Origin of the sequence: Vibrio sp. B1ASS3 (assembly GCF_905175355.1) — a bacterium.
Lineage (GTDB): Bacteria > Pseudomonadota > Gammaproteobacteria > Enterobacterales > Vibrionaceae > Vibrio > Vibrio owensii.
In genome coordinates, this window is sequence record NZ_HG992742.1 from 3987369 (window position 1) to 4006051 (window position 18683).

The 18683-nt window shown below is 45.7% G+C and carries 16 protein-coding genes and 1 pseudogene; 13 read left to right on the forward strand and 4 right to left on the reverse strand.

The annotated features are described in order from the left end of the window. Positions 1-28 precede the first annotated feature (28 nt). From rsmB to KJB05_RS18095, 4 genes are all read left to right on the forward strand, one after another. Positions 29-1312, forward strand: a complete 1284-nt coding sequence (gene rsmB / locus KJB05_RS18080) for a 16S rRNA (cytosine(967)-C(5))-methyltransferase RsmB (RefSeq protein ID WP_005440762.1) — start codon at positions 29-31, stop codon at positions 1310-1312. 64 nt (positions 1313-1376) lie between these two features. After that, on the forward strand, positions 1377-2753 hold the full coding sequence (gene trkA / locus KJB05_RS18085) for a Trk system potassium transporter TrkA (RefSeq protein ID WP_005440765.1): 1377 nt from the start codon (positions 1377-1379) through the stop codon (positions 2751-2753). A gap of 9 nt (positions 2754-2762) precedes the next feature. After that, positions 2763-4208, forward strand: coding sequence for a TrkH family potassium uptake protein (locus KJB05_RS18090; protein ID WP_005440768.1), 1446 nt, complete (start codon positions 2763-2765; stop codon positions 4206-4208). Between the two features lie 25 nt (positions 4209-4233). Further along, on the forward strand, positions 4234-4872 hold the full coding sequence (locus KJB05_RS18095; protein WP_208445679.1) for a DUF3157 family protein: 639 nt from the start codon (positions 4234-4236) through the stop codon (positions 4870-4872). A gap of 38 nt (positions 4873-4910) precedes the next feature. On the opposite strand, the gene KJB05_RS18100 is transcribed toward KJB05_RS18095, so the two are convergent. Continuing rightward, entirely contained in the window at positions 4911-5564 is a 654-nt protein-coding gene (locus KJB05_RS18100) for a hemolysin III family protein (protein ID WP_005450987.1), read from the reverse strand. 72 nt (positions 5565-5636) lie between these two features. After that, on the reverse strand, positions 5637-6443 hold the full coding sequence (locus tag KJB05_RS18105) for a sporulation protein (RefSeq protein ID WP_005450989.1): 807 nt from the start codon (positions 6441-6443) through the stop codon (positions 5637-5639). 296 nt (positions 6444-6739) lie between these two features. Here KJB05_RS18105 and KJB05_RS18110 point away from each other — a divergent pair, with 296 nt between their 5' ends. The 6 genes from KJB05_RS18110 (at position 6740) to KJB05_RS18135 (ending at position 12011) form a co-directional block, all read left to right on the forward strand. Then, on the forward strand, positions 6740-6907 hold the full coding sequence (locus KJB05_RS18110) for a hypothetical protein (RefSeq protein WP_005450993.1): 168 nt from the start codon (positions 6740-6742) through the stop codon (positions 6905-6907). Positions 6908-7029: 122 nt separating this feature from the next. Beyond that, entirely contained in the window at positions 7030-7296 is a 267-nt protein-coding gene (locus KJB05_RS18115; protein WP_005450994.1) for a YihD family protein, read from the forward strand. Positions 7297-7608: 312 nt separating this feature from the next. Then, positions 7609-9030, forward strand: coding sequence for a cytochrome c oxidase accessory protein CcoG (gene ccoG, locus KJB05_RS18120; RefSeq protein WP_208445680.1), 1422 nt, complete (start codon positions 7609-7611; stop codon positions 9028-9030). A gap of 48 nt (positions 9031-9078) precedes the next feature. After that, entirely contained in the window at positions 9079-10065 is a 987-nt protein-coding gene (locus tag KJB05_RS18125) for a serine/threonine protein kinase (RefSeq protein ID WP_199481036.1), read from the forward strand. A 34-nt stretch (positions 10066-10099) separates the two neighbouring features. After that, a complete protein-coding gene (locus tag KJB05_RS18130; RefSeq protein WP_005440776.1) occupies positions 10100-10702 on the forward strand; it encodes a thiol:disulfide interchange protein DsbA/DsbL in 603 nt (200 codons plus the stop codon). A 104-nt stretch (positions 10703-10806) separates the two neighbouring features. After that, a protein-coding gene (locus tag KJB05_RS18135; protein WP_244142947.1) for an IS3 family transposase occupies positions 10807-12011 on the forward strand; the annotation gives its coding sequence in 2 pieces (ribosomal slippage) (positions 10807-11194 and positions 11194-12011; 1206 coding nt in all). 19 nt (positions 12012-12030) lie between these two features. On the opposite strand, the gene KJB05_RS18140 is transcribed toward KJB05_RS18135, so the two are convergent. Then, positions 12031-12915, reverse strand: coding sequence for an acyltransferase (locus KJB05_RS18140; RefSeq protein WP_208445682.1), 885 nt, complete (start codon positions 12913-12915; stop codon positions 12031-12033). Between the two features lie 164 nt (positions 12916-13079). Between KJB05_RS18140 and KJB05_RS18145 the strand changes: the two genes are divergently transcribed. Continuing rightward, positions 13080-14036, forward strand: a complete 957-nt coding sequence (locus KJB05_RS18145) for a DUF2860 domain-containing protein (RefSeq protein WP_208445683.1) — start codon at positions 13080-13082, stop codon at positions 14034-14036. A gap of 48 nt (positions 14037-14084) precedes the next feature. On the opposite strand, the pseudogene KJB05_RS18150 reads toward KJB05_RS18145, so the two are convergent. Next, positions 14085-14723: pseudogene (locus KJB05_RS18150) on the reverse strand (ATP-binding protein); the annotation flags it as partial. Between the two features lie 587 nt (positions 14724-15310). Here KJB05_RS18150 and KJB05_RS18155 point away from each other — a divergent pair. Continuing rightward, positions 15311-17965: a DUF2235 domain-containing protein gene (locus tag KJB05_RS18155; protein WP_244142948.1), complete on the forward strand. Its 2655-nt coding sequence runs from the start codon at positions 15311-15313 to the stop codon at positions 17963-17965. Beyond that, the gene (locus tag KJB05_RS18160; RefSeq protein WP_085344060.1) at positions 17955-18608 is read left to right on the forward strand and encodes a hypothetical protein; all 654 of its coding nucleotides are present in this window, start codon (positions 17955-17957) and stop codon (positions 18606-18608) included. Before KJB05_RS18155 ends, KJB05_RS18160 begins: the two co-directional genes overlap by 11 nt. The last annotated feature ends 75 nt before the right edge of the window (positions 18609-18683 follow it).

The following is an 18683-nucleotide window of genomic DNA, read 5'->3' on the forward strand; positions in this document are numbered from 1 at the left end:
TGCCCTCCTTTACTTTAAGGTACTCATCATGAATGTTCGCGCTGCGGCTGCCAACGTCTTGTATCTTGTCGTCGACAAGGGCCACTCACTTTCAAGCGCTCTTCCAGCGGCTCAACAAAACGTACGACCACGAGATCACGCTCTTCTACAAGAGATCTGTTACGGCGCTCTACGTTACCTCCCTCGCCTAGAAATGATTGCAAACCAATTGATGGATAAGCCGTTAAAAGGCAAACAACGCGTTTTCCATCACCTTATTTTGGTTGGCATTTATCAACTAAGCTTCATGCGTATTCCTGCGCACGCTGCAGTCGGTGAAACGGTTGAAGGTACTAAAGAGCTGAAAGGTCCTCGTCTGCGCGGTCTTATCAACGCGGTATTGCGTAACTACCAGCGCAACCAAGAAGAGCTAGACCAAATGGCGGTCAGCAACAATGCGGGCAAGTACGGCCACCCAAGCTGGTTACTTAAACTGCTGCAAGAAGCTTACCCAGAGCAGTGGGAAAGCATTGTTGAAGCCAACAACCAAAAAGCGCCAATGTGGCTGCGTGTAAACCACCAGCACCACACTCGTGATGAATACCTAACGCTACTCAAAAATGAAAACATTGATAGCACGCCACACACACAAGCAATGGACGCCCTAAAATTGGCCGCGCCATGCGATGTGATGAAACTACCGGGCTTTGAAAAAGGTTGGGTATCGGTGCAAGATGCGGCAGCACAGCTGTCGATTAATTATCTTGAACCAAAAGATGGCGAGCTGATCCTAGACTGCTGTGCAGCACCGGGCGGTAAGACGGCGCACATTCTTGAGCGTACGTCTGGCAGCGAAGTGGTAGCGATTGACTGCGACGACACACGTCTTAAACGTGTGCACGAAAACCTGAAGCGTCTCAACCTTCAGGCAAAAGTGGTTTGCGGCGATGCGCGTAATCCTCAAGAATGGTGGCAAGGCGAACAATTTGATCGCATTTTGCTGGACGCACCATGTTCTGCAACGGGCGTAATTCGTCGTCACCCAGACATCAAATGGCTACGTCGTGCTGATGATATTGCCGCACTTGCGGAACTACAGAGCGAAATTTTTGATGCAATGTGGACGCAACTGAAACCGGGCGGCACCATGGTTTACGCGACTTGCTCAATCACACCTCAAGAAAACGTGGAGCAAGTAAAAGCGTTCTTAGCACGTACTGCGAATGCGCAACTAGTGGATTCTGATCCCGAACAACCTGGTCGTCAGATTCTACCAGGCGAAGAAGATATGGATGGTTTCTACTACGCAGTGCTAACGAAAAAACACGCGTAACAGCATGCTAAATAGGGCGATTGAAGCGAATTCAATCGCCTTTTTCAGATAACGAGTAAAGAGTATGAAAATCATTATTCTTGGTGCTGGTCAGGTTGGCGGCACATTGGCAGAAAACCTCGTTGGTGAGAATAACGACATCACCATCGTCGACAAAAATGGCGACCGACTGCGAGAGTTGCAAGACAAGTACGATCTTCGTGTTGTTAATGGTCACGCGAGTCACCCAGATGTGTTGCGTGAAGCAGGTGCACAAGACGCCGACATGCTAGTTGCGGTGACCAACACCGATGAGACCAATATGGCCGCGTGTCAGGTTGCCTTCACTCTGTACAATACCCCAAACCGTGTTGCACGTATTCGTTCTCCAGAGTATCTGGCAGAAAAAGAAGCGCTATTCAAATCTGGTGCAATTCCTGTCGATCACCTTATCGCACCAGAAGAGCTGGTAACCAGCTATATCGAACGCCTCATCCAATACCCTGGCGCATTGCAAGTCGTCAGCTTTGCCGAGCAAAAAGTCAGCCTAGTCGCAGTAAAAGCCTACTATGGTGGCCCGCTTGTTGGTAACGCTCTATCCGCTCTGCGTGAACACATGCCACACATCGATACTCGTGTTGCTGCGATTTTCCGTCAAGGGCGCCCTATTCGCCCACAAGGCACCACCATCATAGAAGCCGATGATGAAGTCTTCTTTGTTGCAGCAAGTAACCATATTCGCTCGGTAATGAGTGAACTTCAGCGCCTTGAGAAACCTTACCGCCGCATCATGATTGTCGGTGGTGGTAACATCGGTGCCAGCTTAGCAAAACGCCTTGAGCAAGCTTACAGTGTGAAGTTGATTGAGCGTAACTATCAGCGTGCAGAAAAACTGTCTGAGCAGCTAGAAAACACCATCGTCTTCTGTGGTGATGCTGCGGATCAAGAACTGCTGACCGAAGAAAACATCGACCAAGTCGATGTGTTCATCGCGTTAACCAACGAGGATGAAACCAACATCATGTCAGCGATGTTGGCAAAACGCATGGGCGCGAAGAAAGTGATGGTGCTGATCCAGCGCGGCGCTTATGTCGACCTAGTACAAGGCGGCGTGATTGATGTAGCGATCTCACCACAGCAAGCGACGATTTCTGCTCTACTCACGCACGTTCGTCGTGCTGACATCGTTAACGTATCTTCTCTGCGTCGTGGCGCGGCAGAAGCCATCGAAGCCGTTGCGCACGGTGACGAAACCACATCGAAAGTGGTCGGTCGTGCGATTGGCGATATCAAACTCCCACCAGGAACCACCATTGGTGCTATCGTTCGTGGCGAAGAAGTTCTTATCGCACACGATCGTACCGTCATCGAACAAGATGACCACGTCGTGATGTTCCTGGTCGACAAAAAGTACGTACCAGACGTCGAAGCGCTGTTCCAGCCGAGTCCATTCTTCCTCTAGGATTTTCCTATGGTCAACTTACGTCCCGTACTGTTTGTTATCGGGCTGGTTTTATCCAAACTGGCCCTTTTTATGTACGTGCCGACTTTGGTCGCGTTTTTCACTGGTACGGGCGGATTCCTCGATTTCGCCCAAGCCGTTGTGATCACCCACCTAGCCGCATTCATCTGTTTGACGATTGGCCGAACCGCCAAGTTCAAACTCAGTGTGCGTGACATGTTCCTCATCACCAGTTTGGTATGGACCATCGCCAGTGCGTTTGCTGCATTGCCGTTTGTGTTTATCAACCACATTAGCTTTACCGACGCCTACTTCGAAACCATGTCTGGCATCACCACGACAGGGTCTACTGTACTCAGTGGTTTGGACAACATGGCGCCGAGTATCTTGTTGTGGCGTTCCATCTTGCAATGGTTGGGGGGTATTGGCTTTATCGTAATGGCGGTAGCTATCCTACCAATGCTTAACGTTGGTGGTATGAAGCTGTTCCAAACCGAATCGTCTGATTGGTCTGATAAAAGCAGTCCGAGAGCCAAGACTGTCGCGAAGAACATCGTATTGGTGTATCTGATGCTGACAGGCTTGTGTATTGTGGGTTATTTGCTGACTGGCATGAACCTGTTTGAAGCGATCAACCACGCCTTCACTACCCTGTCTACGGGCGGATACTCAACGTCCGACGGTTCGATGAACCACTTCTCTAATGGTGCGCACTGGGTCGCAACCACCTTTATGTTCCTTGGTGGCCTGCCATTCCTGTTGTTTGTTGCCGCATTACGCAAGCGCAGTGTCGAAGTATTGATAAGAGATGCTCAGGTACGCGGTTTTGCCTACCTGTTCTTATTCTCTAGCTTAGTGGTTTCTGCTTGGTTGGTGATTCGCGATGGTTACACCATTTTGGATGCACTGCGCGTTTCAATGTTCAACATCGTATCGGTGGTGACGACTACTGGGTTTGGTCTGGAAGACTTCACCGCATGGGGCGCTCTACCTACCACGTTGTTTGCTTTCTTAATGATGGCGGGCGCGTGTTCGGGCTCGACCTCCGGCGGGATTAAAATCTTCCGCTTCCAGATCGCTATGACGCTGCTTAACAAGCAAATCATGAAACTGATTCACCCATCTGGCGTGTTCGTTCAACGCTACAACCAACGCCCAGTGAATGACGATATTGTTCGTTCAGTGGTGGCATTTGGTTTGATGTTCTTTATCACCATCATCTTTATTGCAGGCTGCTTAAGTGCACTTGGCCTAGACCCTGTAACCAGTATTTCTGGTTCGATTACCGCAGTAGCGAACGTGGGTCCGGGTATGGGCAGCGTGATTGGCCCAACTGGTAACTTTGCACCTTTACCAGACGCAGCTAAGTGGCTACTAAGCTTTGGTATGTTGATGGGCCGTCTGGAAATTCTGACTATTCTTGTACTGTTCTTCCCTGCGTTTTGGCGCCGTTAAACAGACTCAAATAAAAGGTATAACAATGAAAACATGGATCACTCTGGCGACCCTACTCGCCTCTTCATCGGTTTACGCAGCCGAAGTTGTGAAACTGGCGGATGGACGCGAAGTAAAACTGAACGACGACTTCACGTGGGAATATGTCGTGAAAAAGGCCACACCAAAAGCCGCAGAGACCACACTAGAGAAAGTTGAAGCAGTAGAAGCTGCGGCTGTCGTAGCCTCAACCACCGCCGTTGAAGCCGTGGCAACTTCAGCTCCTGCAACAACAGAGATGGCGACAATTCCAGTTGTGACCAAGAAAGTCGGTACCACCGTTGTTGTAAACGCGAAGAAGCCAACCATGCAGCTATCTGATTCAGGTGTGGATGTATTGATTGGCTCGGCAAGCTACGAGGATGGTGAACTGATCTTCCCTACTTCTATCACGAACCAAAGCTCACAATCGGTGATTCAGGTTGAAGTGGAAGTACAGGTATTCGATATGTCTGGTAAACCGTTGGCGAAAGAAAGCTTCACAGTTTGGCAATCCATCAAACGTATGGCAGACACTTACCTACGTCCGCAACAAGCTGAGCAAGGTAAAGCAATCAAGCTGGCAGTACCGCAGTCGCAGCAATACCAGTTCTCGGCAGAAGTATTAGAAGTGAAGACCCGCTAATACAATAAAATATGCTTAGTCGAGTCTATTTCTATCAACTAGATAGGCTCGACAAAGTAGTAAATAGCGAAGAAATGGCATACACACCCCGCCAAAACAAAGCCGTGCCAAATTGCGTGATTAAATGGGATTCGTTTCGCTACGTAGAAAATCACCCCAATTGAATACACCAATCCACCCGCCGCTAATAGTGTCAAGCCACCAATATCTAAATTAATCGCCAACTGATAAATCACAATCAGCGACAACCACCCCATCACCAGATACGTCATCAAAGACAGCTTCTTGAATCGATATACAAATGCAACCTTCATGATGATACCAATCAGCGCAATGGTCCAAATCACAATCATCAGCCCAATCGCTAATGGAGTACGCAGACTCACCAATAAAAACGGCGTGTAGCTGCCTGCAATCAAAAGATAGATGGCGCAGTGATCGAAGGTTTTCAGCCAACGTTTAGCTTTGGGGTACGGAATGGCGTGGTAGAGCGTGGATGCCAGAAACAGGACAATCATACTAGAGCCGTATATTGCCATGCTGGTAATGGTCAACGTATCCGCTTGGTGGTCGATCGCCTTGATTAAAAGCAACACCAAACCAACGATGCCAAAAATCATCCCAATACCATGAGTGATCGAGTTGGCTAGCTCTTCGCCCTGACTGTATTGTGCTTTCTGTGGTGAGGACATGAACGCGCCTATACTAGAGTTTCGAATATTCACTCTAGTATGGCACATTAAGCTTACACGTGTAAGCTTAAATTATGACTCGTGGGCAGCAGTGGTTTGCTCAAGGTAACTCAGTACCAGCGGACCTACATCTTCTAATTGGGTGCTAACTGGAATGCTCAGTTCTCGTTTAAGTTTGCCGCTGCCTAGTAGGCTCGCCAACATGCCACTCGCCCCACTTCGTGTACGGTCAACTTCAAACCAAAGTTTAAGAGCCTGCTCGTCGCGATGAGCAACAAACTCTAATTCACGCCATACGCCATGATATGGTCCATCGGTTGGCACCATTTCAAACTCTTGCACGAATGGCAAATCAAAGCCTTTCACTTCTTCACACTCGACTTGGCGGATACGCAAACCTTGCGATTCAAAAGCAGACAAAATGGCATCCATAAGTGGGTCAGGTCTAACAGTAAGAATGTCTTTGTCGGTAGGGTCGAGCGCCATCGCAACGTCTAAGCCGGTCTCTAGCCAAACTTTGGCATCACCAATGGTCACAGGCGTATTCCAAGGCACATCGAGTTTAACCTCAAAAGTACGGTCTTCGCCGGGATGGATAGTAAATGCGTATGGGAGGTTCCACTTAGCAAGCACATGCGTTTGCGGTACCCGACGCATGCTGTGTCCTTCGCGAGCTCCGCGATCATCAGGCGCTTCTGCAATATAACGGCAACAAAGCTTCAGATCGATGTTGTCGATCGCTTGTTCAGTCGCTCCGCCATACACGTGGATAGAAACATCAACGCTCTGACCGGGATACAGTACATCTTGGTTTAGGATCGAATCGACCTTAGCACTGCCGATCCCAAAACTCGCAAGTGTCTTCTTCAAAAATGACATATGCACCTCCTTCGTAGAGATCTCATACTACTACTGCTGATCATGGGATCAAAACAAATTTTCGTCTCGATTTCGCACAGAAAACCATAAAATCCATACAATTCAACTGCTCAACTATCGACCAATTATAGCAGGAGTGCTAACCTATACATGATATGCATGCATATCGTTATTCCTGATGCATTATTTGGATTGGCGAGAGCCAGAAGAGCCACCCTTCAAGCAGTTGAAGCTCAACTCATAATGAATCAGGCCATTACATCGGCAATGGATATGCCTGGCAGTTAGGTATCTAAATGCGCCCAACAACAGTCAGGTTCGCACATACTAATCGTAGTGCAATGCGCCGTCGCAGTGGTTTCACTACTGCGCCAAAGGCAAAACAAGTTGCGCCAGCAATGACTCTGGTTGAGAAGACAGCGGTTATGCCAAGTGTTCCAAACAAAGTTATCAAAGCAGCTTAATTAAAAAGCGCGGCAATCACCGCGCTTTTTTCTTTACTCCCCTACCTTTCCTATTTGGTGTTCGCCAAGCAATTTGATACCTTTAGTAGCAAATAACACCTATAAATTCTGTGGAGAAAGAAATGAAGTGTCATCGTATTGAAGAGTTGCTTGAGCTTCTAGAGCCTGAGTGGCATAAAGACCAAGAAATGAACCTGCTGCAGTTCATCCTAAAGCTAGCAAATGAAGCTGGCTATGAAGGCAAACTGGAAGATCTCACCGACGACGTGTTGATCTACCACCTAAAAATGCGCAACAGCGGCAAAGATGAAATGATCCCAGGTCTTAAGAAAGACCAAGAAGATGATTTCAAGACAGCAATCCTACGCGCACGCGGTATCATCAAGTAAACCGCTCAACACCCAAGCATTGATAAGCGACTCATTTGAGTCGCTTTTTTTATAACTAAATCAAACAGTTTAAAAAGGTGGTTATAACTGTTCAGTCATTTATTAGGTTAACTGTACTGACTTTTGTTGTTAAACGTTGACTGCGTTAAAGAAACGGAATTGTTATTGATTGTATAATCGCCGTTCATCAGTATTTACTAAAATAATTATGTTCAGCCATGAATCATGGCATGGACGAAGCAGCAATGTCATCGAGCGACATCACTAGAAGTGTCGCCGTACATTATAAAAAGCCTAAAGAAGGATGTGTGCATGAGTCAGGATAAGATTGATATCAAAGATGTGACTCCAAAAACCTTTAACCCGAAAACCCACAAAGGGAAAGGGGATCGTTTCAACCCAAGTAATCGAATCTATGTTCGAGAAAGTAAAGGCACCTTTCAGAAACTCCGTCGCTACGGCGGTTGGTTTTTATTGTTGCTGTTTGCATTGGTACCATGGATTCCTTACGGCGAGCGCCAAGCCATTTTGCTGGACATCGGTAACCAGCAGTTCAACTTTTTCGGCACAACGCTGTATCCACAAGACCTTACCCTACTCGCACTGCTGTTTGTAATAGCAGCATTTGGGCTGTTCTTTATCACCACCTTCTTGGGGCGGGTTTGGTGTGGCTACTTGTGCCCGCAAACCGTGTGGACCTTCATCTATATTTGGTTTGAAGAGAAGCTCGAAGGCAGTGCAAATAAACGCCGAAAGCAGGACTCCAATAAGCTGACTGCAAATTTAGCCATGCGCAAAACCCTCAAACACATTGCGTGGTTTGCGATAGCTCTTGCGACAGGCTTTACCTTTGTTGGCTATTTCGTACCCATGAAGCAATTAGTCGTCGACTTTTTCACCTTTAATGCCAACTTCTGGCCCGTATTTTGGGTGATGTTTTTTGCTATTTGTACTTACGGTAACGCTGGCTGGATGCGCTCTATTATGTGTATTCACATGTGTCCTTACGCGCGTTTCCAATCAGCGATGTTCGACAAAGACACCTTCATCGTGGGCTACGACACCAAACGAGGTGAGAAGCGCGGCCCTCGTTCACGCAAAGCCGATCCAAAGCAGCTTGGATTAGGTGACTGCATCGATTGTGACTTGTGTGTTCAGGTATGTCCGACCGGCATCGACATTCGTGATGGCTTGCAGTATGAGTGTATCAACTGTGGTGCATGTATTGATGCGTGTGACAACACTATGGAGCGCATGGGTTACGAGAAAGGTCTGATCAACTACACCACAGAGCATCGCCTCTCAGGTAAGAGCACCAAAGTCATGCGTCCGAAACTACTTGGTTATGGCGCAGTGCTCCTAGTCATGATTGGCCTGTTCTTCCTACAAGTGGCATCGGTTGATCCAGCAGGTATGAGCGTACTGCGCGACCGTAACCAATTGTTCCGAGTGAACAGCTCTGGCGAAGTAGAAAACACCTATACCTTGAAAGTGATCAACAAAACTCAACAAGTTCAAGAGTACGACTTGAACGTCGAAGGTTTGAGTGATGTCAGTTGGTATGGCAAACAAACCATTCAAGTTGAACCAGGAGAAGTATTGAACTTACCAATGAGCCTTGGCGCAGATCCTGACAAGCTAGATTCTGCGATCACGACAATTCAGTTTATACTCACCGATAAGAGCAACGAATTCACCATTGAAGTGGAAAGCCGATTTATCAAGAAGCTATAACTTCAATGACCAATGGAAAAAGGCGCAGTAATGAGCCTTTTTATTTATATGTCCCAAGGTACTTTCAACTTTGACGCCCTCACGCCTGACTTTATGTGGTACGCGCTAGAGAGCATCGGCATTCGAGCAGAATCGGGGTTTCTAGCACTCAACAGCTACGAAAACCGCGTTTACCAATTCACAGACGAAGAGCGTCAGCGCTACGTGGTGAAGTTCTACCGTCCTGAACGTTGGAGCAACGAACAGATTCAAGAAGAGCATGATTTCACGCTTGAATTGATCGAAAACGAAATTCCTGTCGCTCCACCCGTTCGCATTAATGGTCATACTTTGCATCATTACCAAGGCTACGGTTTTGCTTTGTTTGAGAGCGTGGGTGGCCGTCAGTATGAAGTCGACAACTTAGATCAGCTCGAAGGTGTGGGTCGTTTCCTTGGCCGCATCCACAAAGTCGGTAGCCGCCAAGCCTTCCAACACCGACCAACCATAGGCTTGCAAGAATACCTCTATCAGCCAAGAGAGATTCTGCAAAACGCCAACATGATTCCGATGCATTTGGAGAACAGCTTCTTCAATGATTTGGATATGCTGATCAAGTCGATTGAAAGCCACTGGCAAGAAGGCTTCAGCACCATTCGTCTGCATGGCGATTGCCATCCGGGTAACATCTTATGGCGCGATGGCCCAATGTTTGTCGATTTGGATGACTCACGTAATGGCCCAGCGGTACAAGACTTATGGATGCTGCTCAATGGCGAACGCCAAGACAAGCTAATGCAATTAGATATTGTTTTAGAAGGTTACCAAGAGTTTTGCGATTTTAACTCGGCAGAATTGAAACTAATCGAACCACTTCGCGGTCTACGAATGGTGCACTATATGGCATGGCTAGCAAAACGTTGGCACGACCCGGCATTTCCGCTCGCTTTTCCATGGTTTAATGAGCCAAAATACTGGGAAGGTCAGGTCCTTGCATTTAAAGAGCAGATTGCCAACTTAGAAGAAGCACCGCTATCTTTAATGCCTCAATGGTAAGTCAGGCCGAACAATTCAAAATGGAGATAATTAAATGAAAAAGCTGTTCGCACTGTTTTCTATGCTGATGCTAAGCCTGTCGGCACATGCAGCGCAATTCAAAGAAGGTGAACATTACAAAGTATTGGATCTAGAGGCATCGAAAAAGCCTGTAGTGACTGAGTTCTTCTCTTTCTACTGCCCACACTGTCATTCTTTCGAGCCGATCATTCAGCAACTGAAGAAGCAGCTACCTGAAGGTGTGAAATTACAAAAGAACCATGTGTCATTCATGGGTGGCAATATGGGTCCTTCAATGAGCAAAGCTTACGCGACCATGGTTGCGCTTAAAATTGAAGACAAGATGGTACCAGTGATGTTTAACCGCATTCACAACATGCGTAAAGCACCACGTGACGATGCAGAACTTCGTCAAATCTTCCTAGATGAAGGCGTAGATGCGAAGAAATTCGATGCAGCATTCAAAGGCTTCGCGGTTGATTCAATGGTTCGCCGTATGGACAAGCAATTTGAAAACAGCGGCCTAACTGGTGTTCCAGCGGTTATCGTTAACAACAAATACCTAGTTCAAGCACAGGGCATTAAGTCTACTGACGAGTACTTTGCGCTAGTGAACTACTTGCTGACGCTGAAGTAATTCAGACCATCATTAAAAAGGGGAGCACATTGCTCCCCTTTCTATTTATGATGTACCGTCCTAAATAAGGTTGACACATTTCCAACATGAAATTGGAGAGTGTCATGAAATCAACGAGTAAACGAACCCAACGAGATTATTCTCTTGCCTTTAAATTGCAGGTTGTTGACCAAGTAGAAAAAGGTGAAATGACCTATAAACAAGCTCAAGAGCGATATGGGATACAAGGTCGATCTACTGTCTTAGTTTGGCTTCGTAAGCACGGTCAGCTAAATTGGTCTAAAGGAATAGAGAAACCGAACACAGTAGGTAATGGTATGCCTGATTCTCCTTCTACCCAAACCCCAGAACAACGGATAAAAGAACTCGAGCAACAACTTGAGGAAACTCAACTGAAAGCGGACTTCTTTGAAGCTGTCGTAAAAGTAATGGATAGAGATTTTGGTGTCCGAATCTCAAAGAAGCGCAAAGTCGAGTTATTAAGGAAAAAACGGTCAAAAGGCTCACAGTAACTAAAGCTTGTCACTTCATTGGTATTACCCGGCAGGCGTTTTACAAACGTTGTGCGCTAGAGCTTCAGCGAACTCGGACAGAGCAGTCTGTCATTCGGTTCGTCAAAGAGCAAAGGATTCGACATCCTCGATTAGGAACTCGAAAGCTCAAGTACTTACTCAGTCAGAATAACATTTATATAGGGCGAGACTGTCTGTTTTTATTGCTAAAACAGCATCGCCTATTGGTCTTAAACCGTAGGGCTTATCATCGAACAACAAACAGCCATCACCGGTTCCACTGCCATCCAAACCGAATCAAAGAGGGCATGGCTCCAAATAAACCGGAGCAGTTGTGGGTCGCTGATATTACTTACTTGGCAACGCGAGCGGGAAATACTTATCTCAGCTTAATCACTGATGCCTACTCGAGGAAGATAGTTGGGTATCATCTCGATGATAATATGAAGACAAAAGCCGTTAAAAGTGCGTTCCTGAAGGCTTTGAAAAAGCGGCGATATGAGGGAGAGCTTATCCATCACTCTGATCGAGGTATTCAATACTGCTCTGAGGAATATCAGTCATTACACAGAAAATATCATGTGACATGCTCTATGACTGATGGATACGACTGCTATCAAAACGCTCTAGCGGAAAGAGTAAATGGTATCTTAAAGATGGAGTACTTGCTGACTAAGCCGAATGACTTGAATGAAGCTAAGAAAATGGTCGCTGAGTCGGTGAAACTCTATAATGAACAGAGGCCACATACAGCCCTAAAATACAAAACACCCGATGAAGTTCATCGAGCGTTTTAACTAAAAGTGTCAACCTATATCAGGACGGGTCATGAATCTCTTGCAGCACTTGGTCTTTCTCTTGCCAAACATCGCCTAACCATTGTTGGAACTGGCGTTTGTATGGCTTGTCATTGAAGTAATCACCCAACACTCGCTCATCGACTGGCAGAACCTTCACTCGCACCACAATTTTGGTCATACGCCCCATCAGCATATCTTTAAAGGGTTTATTGGTGTTTTCTGGGTACGCTAAGGTTACGTCGATGATGTTCTCAAACTGCTCCCCCATGGCCGCTAACGTATAAGCAATACCACCAGATTTAGGTTGCAACAAATGTTGATAACCTGCTCGGCTCTTACTTTGCTTATCTTGGGTAAAGCGTGTGCCCTCTACATAGTTCACCACTGTGGTTGGCGTATGTTTAAACTTGGCACATGAACGGCGCGTGGTTTGCAGATCTTGCCCACGTTTGTCTGGATTACGAAGCAAATACTCTCGCGAATAGCGACGCATGAACGGCATATCTAACGCCCAACATGCCATTCCGATAAAAGGCACATATAATAGCTGCTGCTTGAGGAAAAATTTTGGCATCGGTATGCGATCTTTAAACACGCAACACAGTACAACAATGTCAGTCCAACTAAGATGATTACTGATCAGTAAGTACCAGCCGTCTTTCTTTAGGTTTTCACCGCCTTGAACATCCCATTCAACGCGATTAGAGAGCGCAAGAATACCGGCGTTGACCGTTGCCCACACCCACATCATTTTGTTGGCAGCCTCGGTGCCTTTGGCTTTGAGCTTCGCAGTTGGAAGCAACAGCTTAAAAATGGCGATGATACAAATTGCGATGGAACAAACCGCAGAATTTATAATCACAAAAGAAGCGTTAAAAATGAGTAACAAATATGCCAACATGGTAACCAATCAGTAACTATAGCGCGTGAGTAATAAAACAGCGTGTAATTATACGAATCCGTTGCCACATTGAAACATTTGTAAGAATGGTCAGATTTGTTTCACTGTAAAACTGGACCAACGCTCAAATAACATCTTTCATTCGACAAACAAGGAGAAAGCGAATGAATCCAAGGCTAACCTTACTGCCTTTGGCCTTTATCGTCAGTTCAGCACAAGCTCAACTTGCAGAAACAGCAGGTTTTAGCGGTGAGATTTCGTTGAACGCTGGCTTCGTTTCATCAGAATCCAACTTCAATACAGACAGCAACAGCACTATCACGTCATTGAATCAGCGTGCCGAAAGTGATGAATCCTTTATCGTCGCACCGCTAGGCAGCGCAGCGTATACCTTTAGTAATAAACTCAATCACCAAGTGTATGCCGGTACCACTCGTTCCGATATTGCGATCGGTACTCTCGCCTTCCAGCTTGGTTACAAATACCAACTGGCTTCAGGCACTGTACTCGACTTTTCCTACTTACCAACCATCTTGGAGGGAGAAACTTGGCAAGATCCGTACTTAACGGGACAGTCGAGAAAAACCACCGATGAGGGCGGTAATGCGTTTCGTCTCCAAATCAATCGCTTCTTAGATGACAACTTTAATCTTGATTTGGCGTACGCAGATAAAGACGTAGAGAAAGATACCGTGACCGATTCATCTTTGCTACGTGATGCAAAGATCTACCACATCAAAGGTGACTACCGCATTCCGCTTAGCCGCACGTCGATGCTGCAACCTGCGTTTACTTATGTCTATCAAGATGCAGATGGTGAAGCGGAATCCTTCGACTCTTACCGATTCGAATTAAGTTGGTTCCAGTTCGTGAATCGCCATCGTTTTGCGGTTACGGCAGGTTACACGCTGAAAAACTACGAAGCATCCAGTGACACATTCGATAAGACGCGTGATGACGGCAAGCTCAGCTTGTTTGCGGCCTATGAGTACGAAAATGTATTCGATTGGCAAAACTGGTCACTCATCTCTCTGGCAGGTTACGGGAACAACGATTCCAACATCACATTCTACGATGAAAAAGAATACCTGCTGTCTGTCGGTTTGAACTACGCCTTCTAAAGAAGTGAATCGCAGTGAACCTTTGGCTCACTGCGATTTCTGGATTCCTTATACAGCTTGAGCCGTCAACTGCTTGAGCAACCTATCCATTGCTCGATAACCCAAAGCTTCTGCCAGATGCGTTCGCTCAATTTGTGGTGAGCCTTCGAGATCAGCAATAGTACGCGCTACTTTGATGATGCGATGGTAAGCACGAATCGATAACCCAAGACGATGCAAAGCATTTTCTAAAAACTCAGCGTCGCTTTTTTGCAGCGGACAAAAGGCTTCAATCTCTCGACTTCCCAATAACGCGTTCACTTTACCACTGCGTTGCACCATGCTTTCTCTGGCCTGATTGACTCTTTGCTTAACTACAGCGGTAGGCTCTCCTCGATCGCCACCTTCAGCAAGCGTGCCTTTTGGTAATGCGGGAATCTCTAACGACATATCAAAGCGATCCAGCAACGGTCCAGATAACCGACCAAGGTAACGTAGGATGGCTTGCGGGTTTGTCCGAGCTTGATTACCCTCGTAGTACCCTGTCGGGCTTGGATTTAACGCCCCAACCAATTGGAATCGAGCCGGAAAGCGAGTTTTACCCTGCGCTCGAGAGATAATGATTTCACCGGACTCCAATGGCTCTCGTAAAGAGTCGAGCACCTTCCGGTCAAACTCAGGCATTTTCCTAATATCGAGTTTGAGTAATAAATATTGTCAATTTGAGACTTTGAATGTTGTGAGTGTTGTCCGAATTAGTGGAGCGCATCGCTTCAGATGCTAGCGGAACGATAGGTCATTCATTTTTCTATTTAGTCGAGCAAGTAGCTATGTTATCCATTCAATCTGACGTCTTCATCTAACCCCTCCTCACGAATAAATATTCACTTATTCGTGAGGCGCAACAACGGATTCAGTCACAGAATTCAGATAGAGAGCGAAACTGCCAGCTAAAACAGTTATGCCCCAAGGCGTGTTTAGAGTACATGAAGCCAACATGAGAATTATTTGTGCAACAAGCTACGGTCATAGTTAGCCGACTTTTGCACAAATATAGCTAATGTGAAGAGACAAAGATTTCTTCATTAAGAGGTGGTTTTGAATTGATATCGTCTTTGTACCAAGGCTATTTAGGGAAAAGACCATCAAACATTCTGTAAATGTGCACAGAGCTTGTCCTTCTTAGTTAAAATACCTAAAAAATCAGGCATATTGCATAGCAAAACAATTCACTTGCTTACTGTGTGATTTATGCACTGTTGGTAAAATGTACTTTTGAGTTGAAAGTATATGATATGCCTATAGGATTCCCTAAGCCGAAACGGTTAACAAGCGCTGGATATGCCCCAGTTCAGGATGATGTCCCTCTTGCTCCCCCAACTCCAACCCCAGCGCTCGAACCTGAGCCTGTAGCGGGGTTTGAGTGCCGTATTAAGATCTATGCACCAAAGTCCGATCTGTCTAGCCTGAAATTAGGTGTCTTCTCTCTTAGTAAATCTGATAATGAGGAGAGCGTTAGACGCTGGCGCTCTGAAGAAGCGCTAGACTCGGCAAGGTATACCGTGCTTACTGGAGAGTGTCATGTCGAAGAGCCAAAAAAACTGACTCATGAGTTTCATCAGAACTTTGGCATCAGCACATCATTTGACGTTACGCCAAGATCTGTCGGCTCGGTGTACTTTAATGCTGAGTTTATACCATTGCTGCCATCTCTAGAGACCGAGTCTAAGTTAGGTTGGGCTTTACATGGCTTCTATTACTACTTCTACGAAGGTAAGTTGTTGTATGAACTCGATATACTCGGTGACGGAAAATGGGGATGGCGTATTACTCAATCTTCATCGTTTGATGGTATATCTAGCACCCCTGTAAGCGATCATGTTTTTAGTTCTCTACTGGTTCCTGTTAAAGTTGAAGGAAAAGAACCAGAGAAACAACACATACTCTATTCCCGTGGTAAGTTGACCAACGAGCAATTGAGCGAAGTAAGCATGGCTTGGCTCGATGAAAATGCTACACTGATTGACACAACTCTACTTGTTTCTTCTTTACAACAGCCTCTTCTTCCAAGGGAAGCACCTTCTGACATCAACGATACCGCTGCCAAAGAAATTCAAACGCATAAAGTGAATATGAAGGATAATGGACAGCATGAAAGTTGGAGTGACATTGCAGGGTATTACGACCTTAGCCCGAAAGAACTCCTCAAATTAAATCCATCATTCGAACAAGCTCCGATGGCTTTAAGAGCTGGCGATGTTCTTATTGTTGAAAAATCGGATGTTGTCGATGAGACTCAAGAAACCAAAGAATCTCCCTCTCCGTTAACGGAGATAAAAGTTGGCGAGAGCTATGTATTAGGTAATACATGGGGGAGGTACAATCAGCCACTGCTTTCTCCGTCAATGAAACACATCTTTGAGCTTCAAGGTATTTCTCAGACAACACCAGTCCTCAATGTAAAAAAGGTCGAAGAAAAAATACTACGGATTGGGGTGTTCTTTGATGGAACTGGGCAAAACCATCTGAATGATCTCTACAAAGAAACACGTGGGGTAAAATCGCGCACCAATGTGGCACGGCTATTTGAAATTTACCCATTAGATGATAATTCTAATGCAATTTATGTTGCTGGAGTTGGGACCGTGGATGGAGCCTGGCAAACCCCAACCTTGATAGATGAAGGAAAAGATGAGGTCGATCTAGCTCAGGCGTTTGGTGTCAGCCCCAATAATTTAGAGAAAACATGGACGTTCGTTGATACGGCTTATAACCTTGTCGCTGATGATACAGGGGCATTTTATAAGTGGCAAAATTGGACAAAGCAATATTTTAACATTATCCAATCCTTAAAAGATAACCAATCATTTCAGGGGATAACACACATTGAGTTCGATGTATTTGGTTTTAGTCGCGGAGCGGCTTTAGCTCGTCACTTTGTTAATGCCGTTAAAGATGGATTACCTGACTATAACAAGCCGCGTGATGGTGAAGCATTCGGTGAAGTTTTCCCGAACTTATTAGCCCACCAAGATGATATCAGTAGCCAACCTAAACATGGTTACTATCCTGACGAAACACGTACCTGTAGTGTTCGTTTTGTCGGATTATTTGATACCGTAGGCTCGTTCTATCTAGCAGGAAACAACGATGAAGGCAATTTTGAACTAGGACTTGATACTAGTTGTGCGGAGCGTGTATTCCAGATAAGCGCTCATCACGAATACAGAAAAAACTTCCCTCTAACGTCACTGCTACCTAGCGATGGCATTCTACCTTCTAACTTTTATGAGGAGGTGTTTGCTGGCTGTCACACAGACATTGGTGGCGGTTATCCTTCAAAAGAGCAGTATGCAAAGCAAGGTTTACCTGAAAGGTATGGAATGCCTCTGTCTGCAACTTATAATCGTGAGTTAATAAAAACAGAATCCATAAGGGAAGATATACAAGCACAACAGAATGTTTATGGAGCCGCCGCATACAGTGATCGCCTACACAAGCAAGCTCAAGATGCTTGGAATTTGGAATGCAGAACTAAGGGTTTATATGGTGTTGTGACACTGGTGAATGGCATCCTTTATTATTACGAGTTACAGCCTATTAGCAATGCTCTTTCGGCTTTGCCATTAGAAAGAATGAAACAGCAGGCAGAGGTTGCAGGTGTTAATTGGGATGACGAAAAGCTCGCCTATCAACAAGATTTTAGCCAATTGACAGGAAATGATGTGGCTTTAAAAACGTTGAATGAAAAGTTATTAGCTCAACCGTTAGGAAGCATTGCACCGACACATTGGCAGGGTGAGATTAGCCAGTATGGAAAGGAATGGATACATCGCCCTCATGATGCACTTATCAACGCAGGATGTGAGACTGCAATGGATAGTCTTGTTAATGCGGTCACGAAAGAAGGAAACCAACTCAAGCGAGTAGTATTTGATAATGAAGTATAGATTTTTAATTGCTGTAAGCATGTGCTTTTTACTTAATGGTTGCTTTGAGAGCAAGCCAGTTTCAGTTGCGAGCATTGGCAATGCAGGGTCTTTAAGCGGTCCTCATTTTATTCGTGATATGTGGGTCAGTGATATCTATGGTGGAGGTGCAAACTTTGCTTATGGGAGCGTTCAGGGCTGTTGTAAAAGTGCAAGCATTGGCATTGGTATCCCTAGCGCCATAAAAGGTGAATGGGAAAATGGAGTTGGTGGCGGCTCATCCCGTGAAAAGTGGCAAAAGCGTTGGAAGCCCGAATGGGGTAATTTCGATGAGAATTATGATACTAAATGGTTTCGAATTGATGATGTGATAGACAGTGAGCTTGCCAAGCAAAAAATAGAAACAATGAACCATTACTACAAGAACCATCATGCAAACCCCGTCATGAAGCTTCTTGTTAATGATGACAAAGTTATGCTTCTGTATTCTATCTTGTGTGTTAAATCTGCAAATGATGACTGCACGGTTAACGAAGGTGCAGATCCTAATGGATGGATAGTCCCTTCCCCTAATAGACACCCTAAAAGCGTCGCTGTCGTTACCGTCTTATATGATGGTAAAGGAGAAGTGTCGGGCAAACCATTTAAGGATAAGACACCTTAATGCGGTCTAGAGTATAGCAATAGCTGCCCTAAACAACTTTAGCCCACTGCTTAAAATTAAGGCGTGGGTTTTTCC

Coding starts and splice junctions, on each gene's coding strand:
- rsmB (WP_005440762.1), top strand. CDS start 29: ATGAATGTTCGCGCTGCGGCTGCCAACGTCTTGTATCTTGTCGTCGAC.
- trkA (WP_005440765.1), top strand. CDS start 1,377: ATGAAAATCATTATTCTTGGTGCTGGTCAGGTTGGCGGCACATTGGCA.
- KJB05_RS18090 (WP_005440768.1), top strand. CDS start 2,763: ATGGTCAACTTACGTCCCGTACTGTTTGTTATCGGGCTGGTTTTATCC.
- KJB05_RS18095 (WP_208445679.1), top strand. CDS start 4,234: ATGAAAACATGGATCACTCTGGCGACCCTACTCGCCTCTTCATCGGTT.
- KJB05_RS18100 (WP_005450987.1), bottom strand. CDS start 5,564: ATGTCCTCACCACAGAAAGCACAATACAGTCAGGGCGAAGAGCTAGCC.
- KJB05_RS18105 (WP_005450989.1), bottom strand. CDS start 6,443: ATGTCATTTTTGAAGAAGACACTTGCGAGTTTTGGGATCGGCAGTGCT.
- KJB05_RS18110 (WP_005450993.1), top strand. CDS start 6,740: ATGCGCCCAACAACAGTCAGGTTCGCACATACTAATCGTAGTGCAATG.
- KJB05_RS18115 (WP_005450994.1), top strand. CDS start 7,030: ATGAAGTGTCATCGTATTGAAGAGTTGCTTGAGCTTCTAGAGCCTGAG.
- ccoG (WP_208445680.1), top strand. CDS start 7,609: ATGAGTCAGGATAAGATTGATATCAAAGATGTGACTCCAAAAACCTTT.
- KJB05_RS18125 (WP_199481036.1), top strand. CDS start 9,079: ATGTCCCAAGGTACTTTCAACTTTGACGCCCTCACGCCTGACTTTATG.
- KJB05_RS18130 (WP_005440776.1), top strand. CDS start 10,100: ATGAAAAAGCTGTTCGCACTGTTTTCTATGCTGATGCTAAGCCTGTCG.
- KJB05_RS18140 (WP_208445682.1), bottom strand. CDS start 12,915: ATGTTGGCATATTTGTTACTCATTTTTAACGCTTCTTTTGTGATTATA.
- KJB05_RS18145 (WP_208445683.1), top strand. CDS start 13,080: ATGAATCCAAGGCTAACCTTACTGCCTTTGGCCTTTATCGTCAGTTCA.
- KJB05_RS18155 (WP_244142948.1), top strand. CDS start 15,311: ATGCCTATAGGATTCCCTAAGCCGAAACGGTTAACAAGCGCTGGATAT.
- KJB05_RS18160 (WP_085344060.1), top strand. CDS start 17,955: ATGAAGTATAGATTTTTAATTGCTGTAAGCATGTGCTTTTTACTTAAT.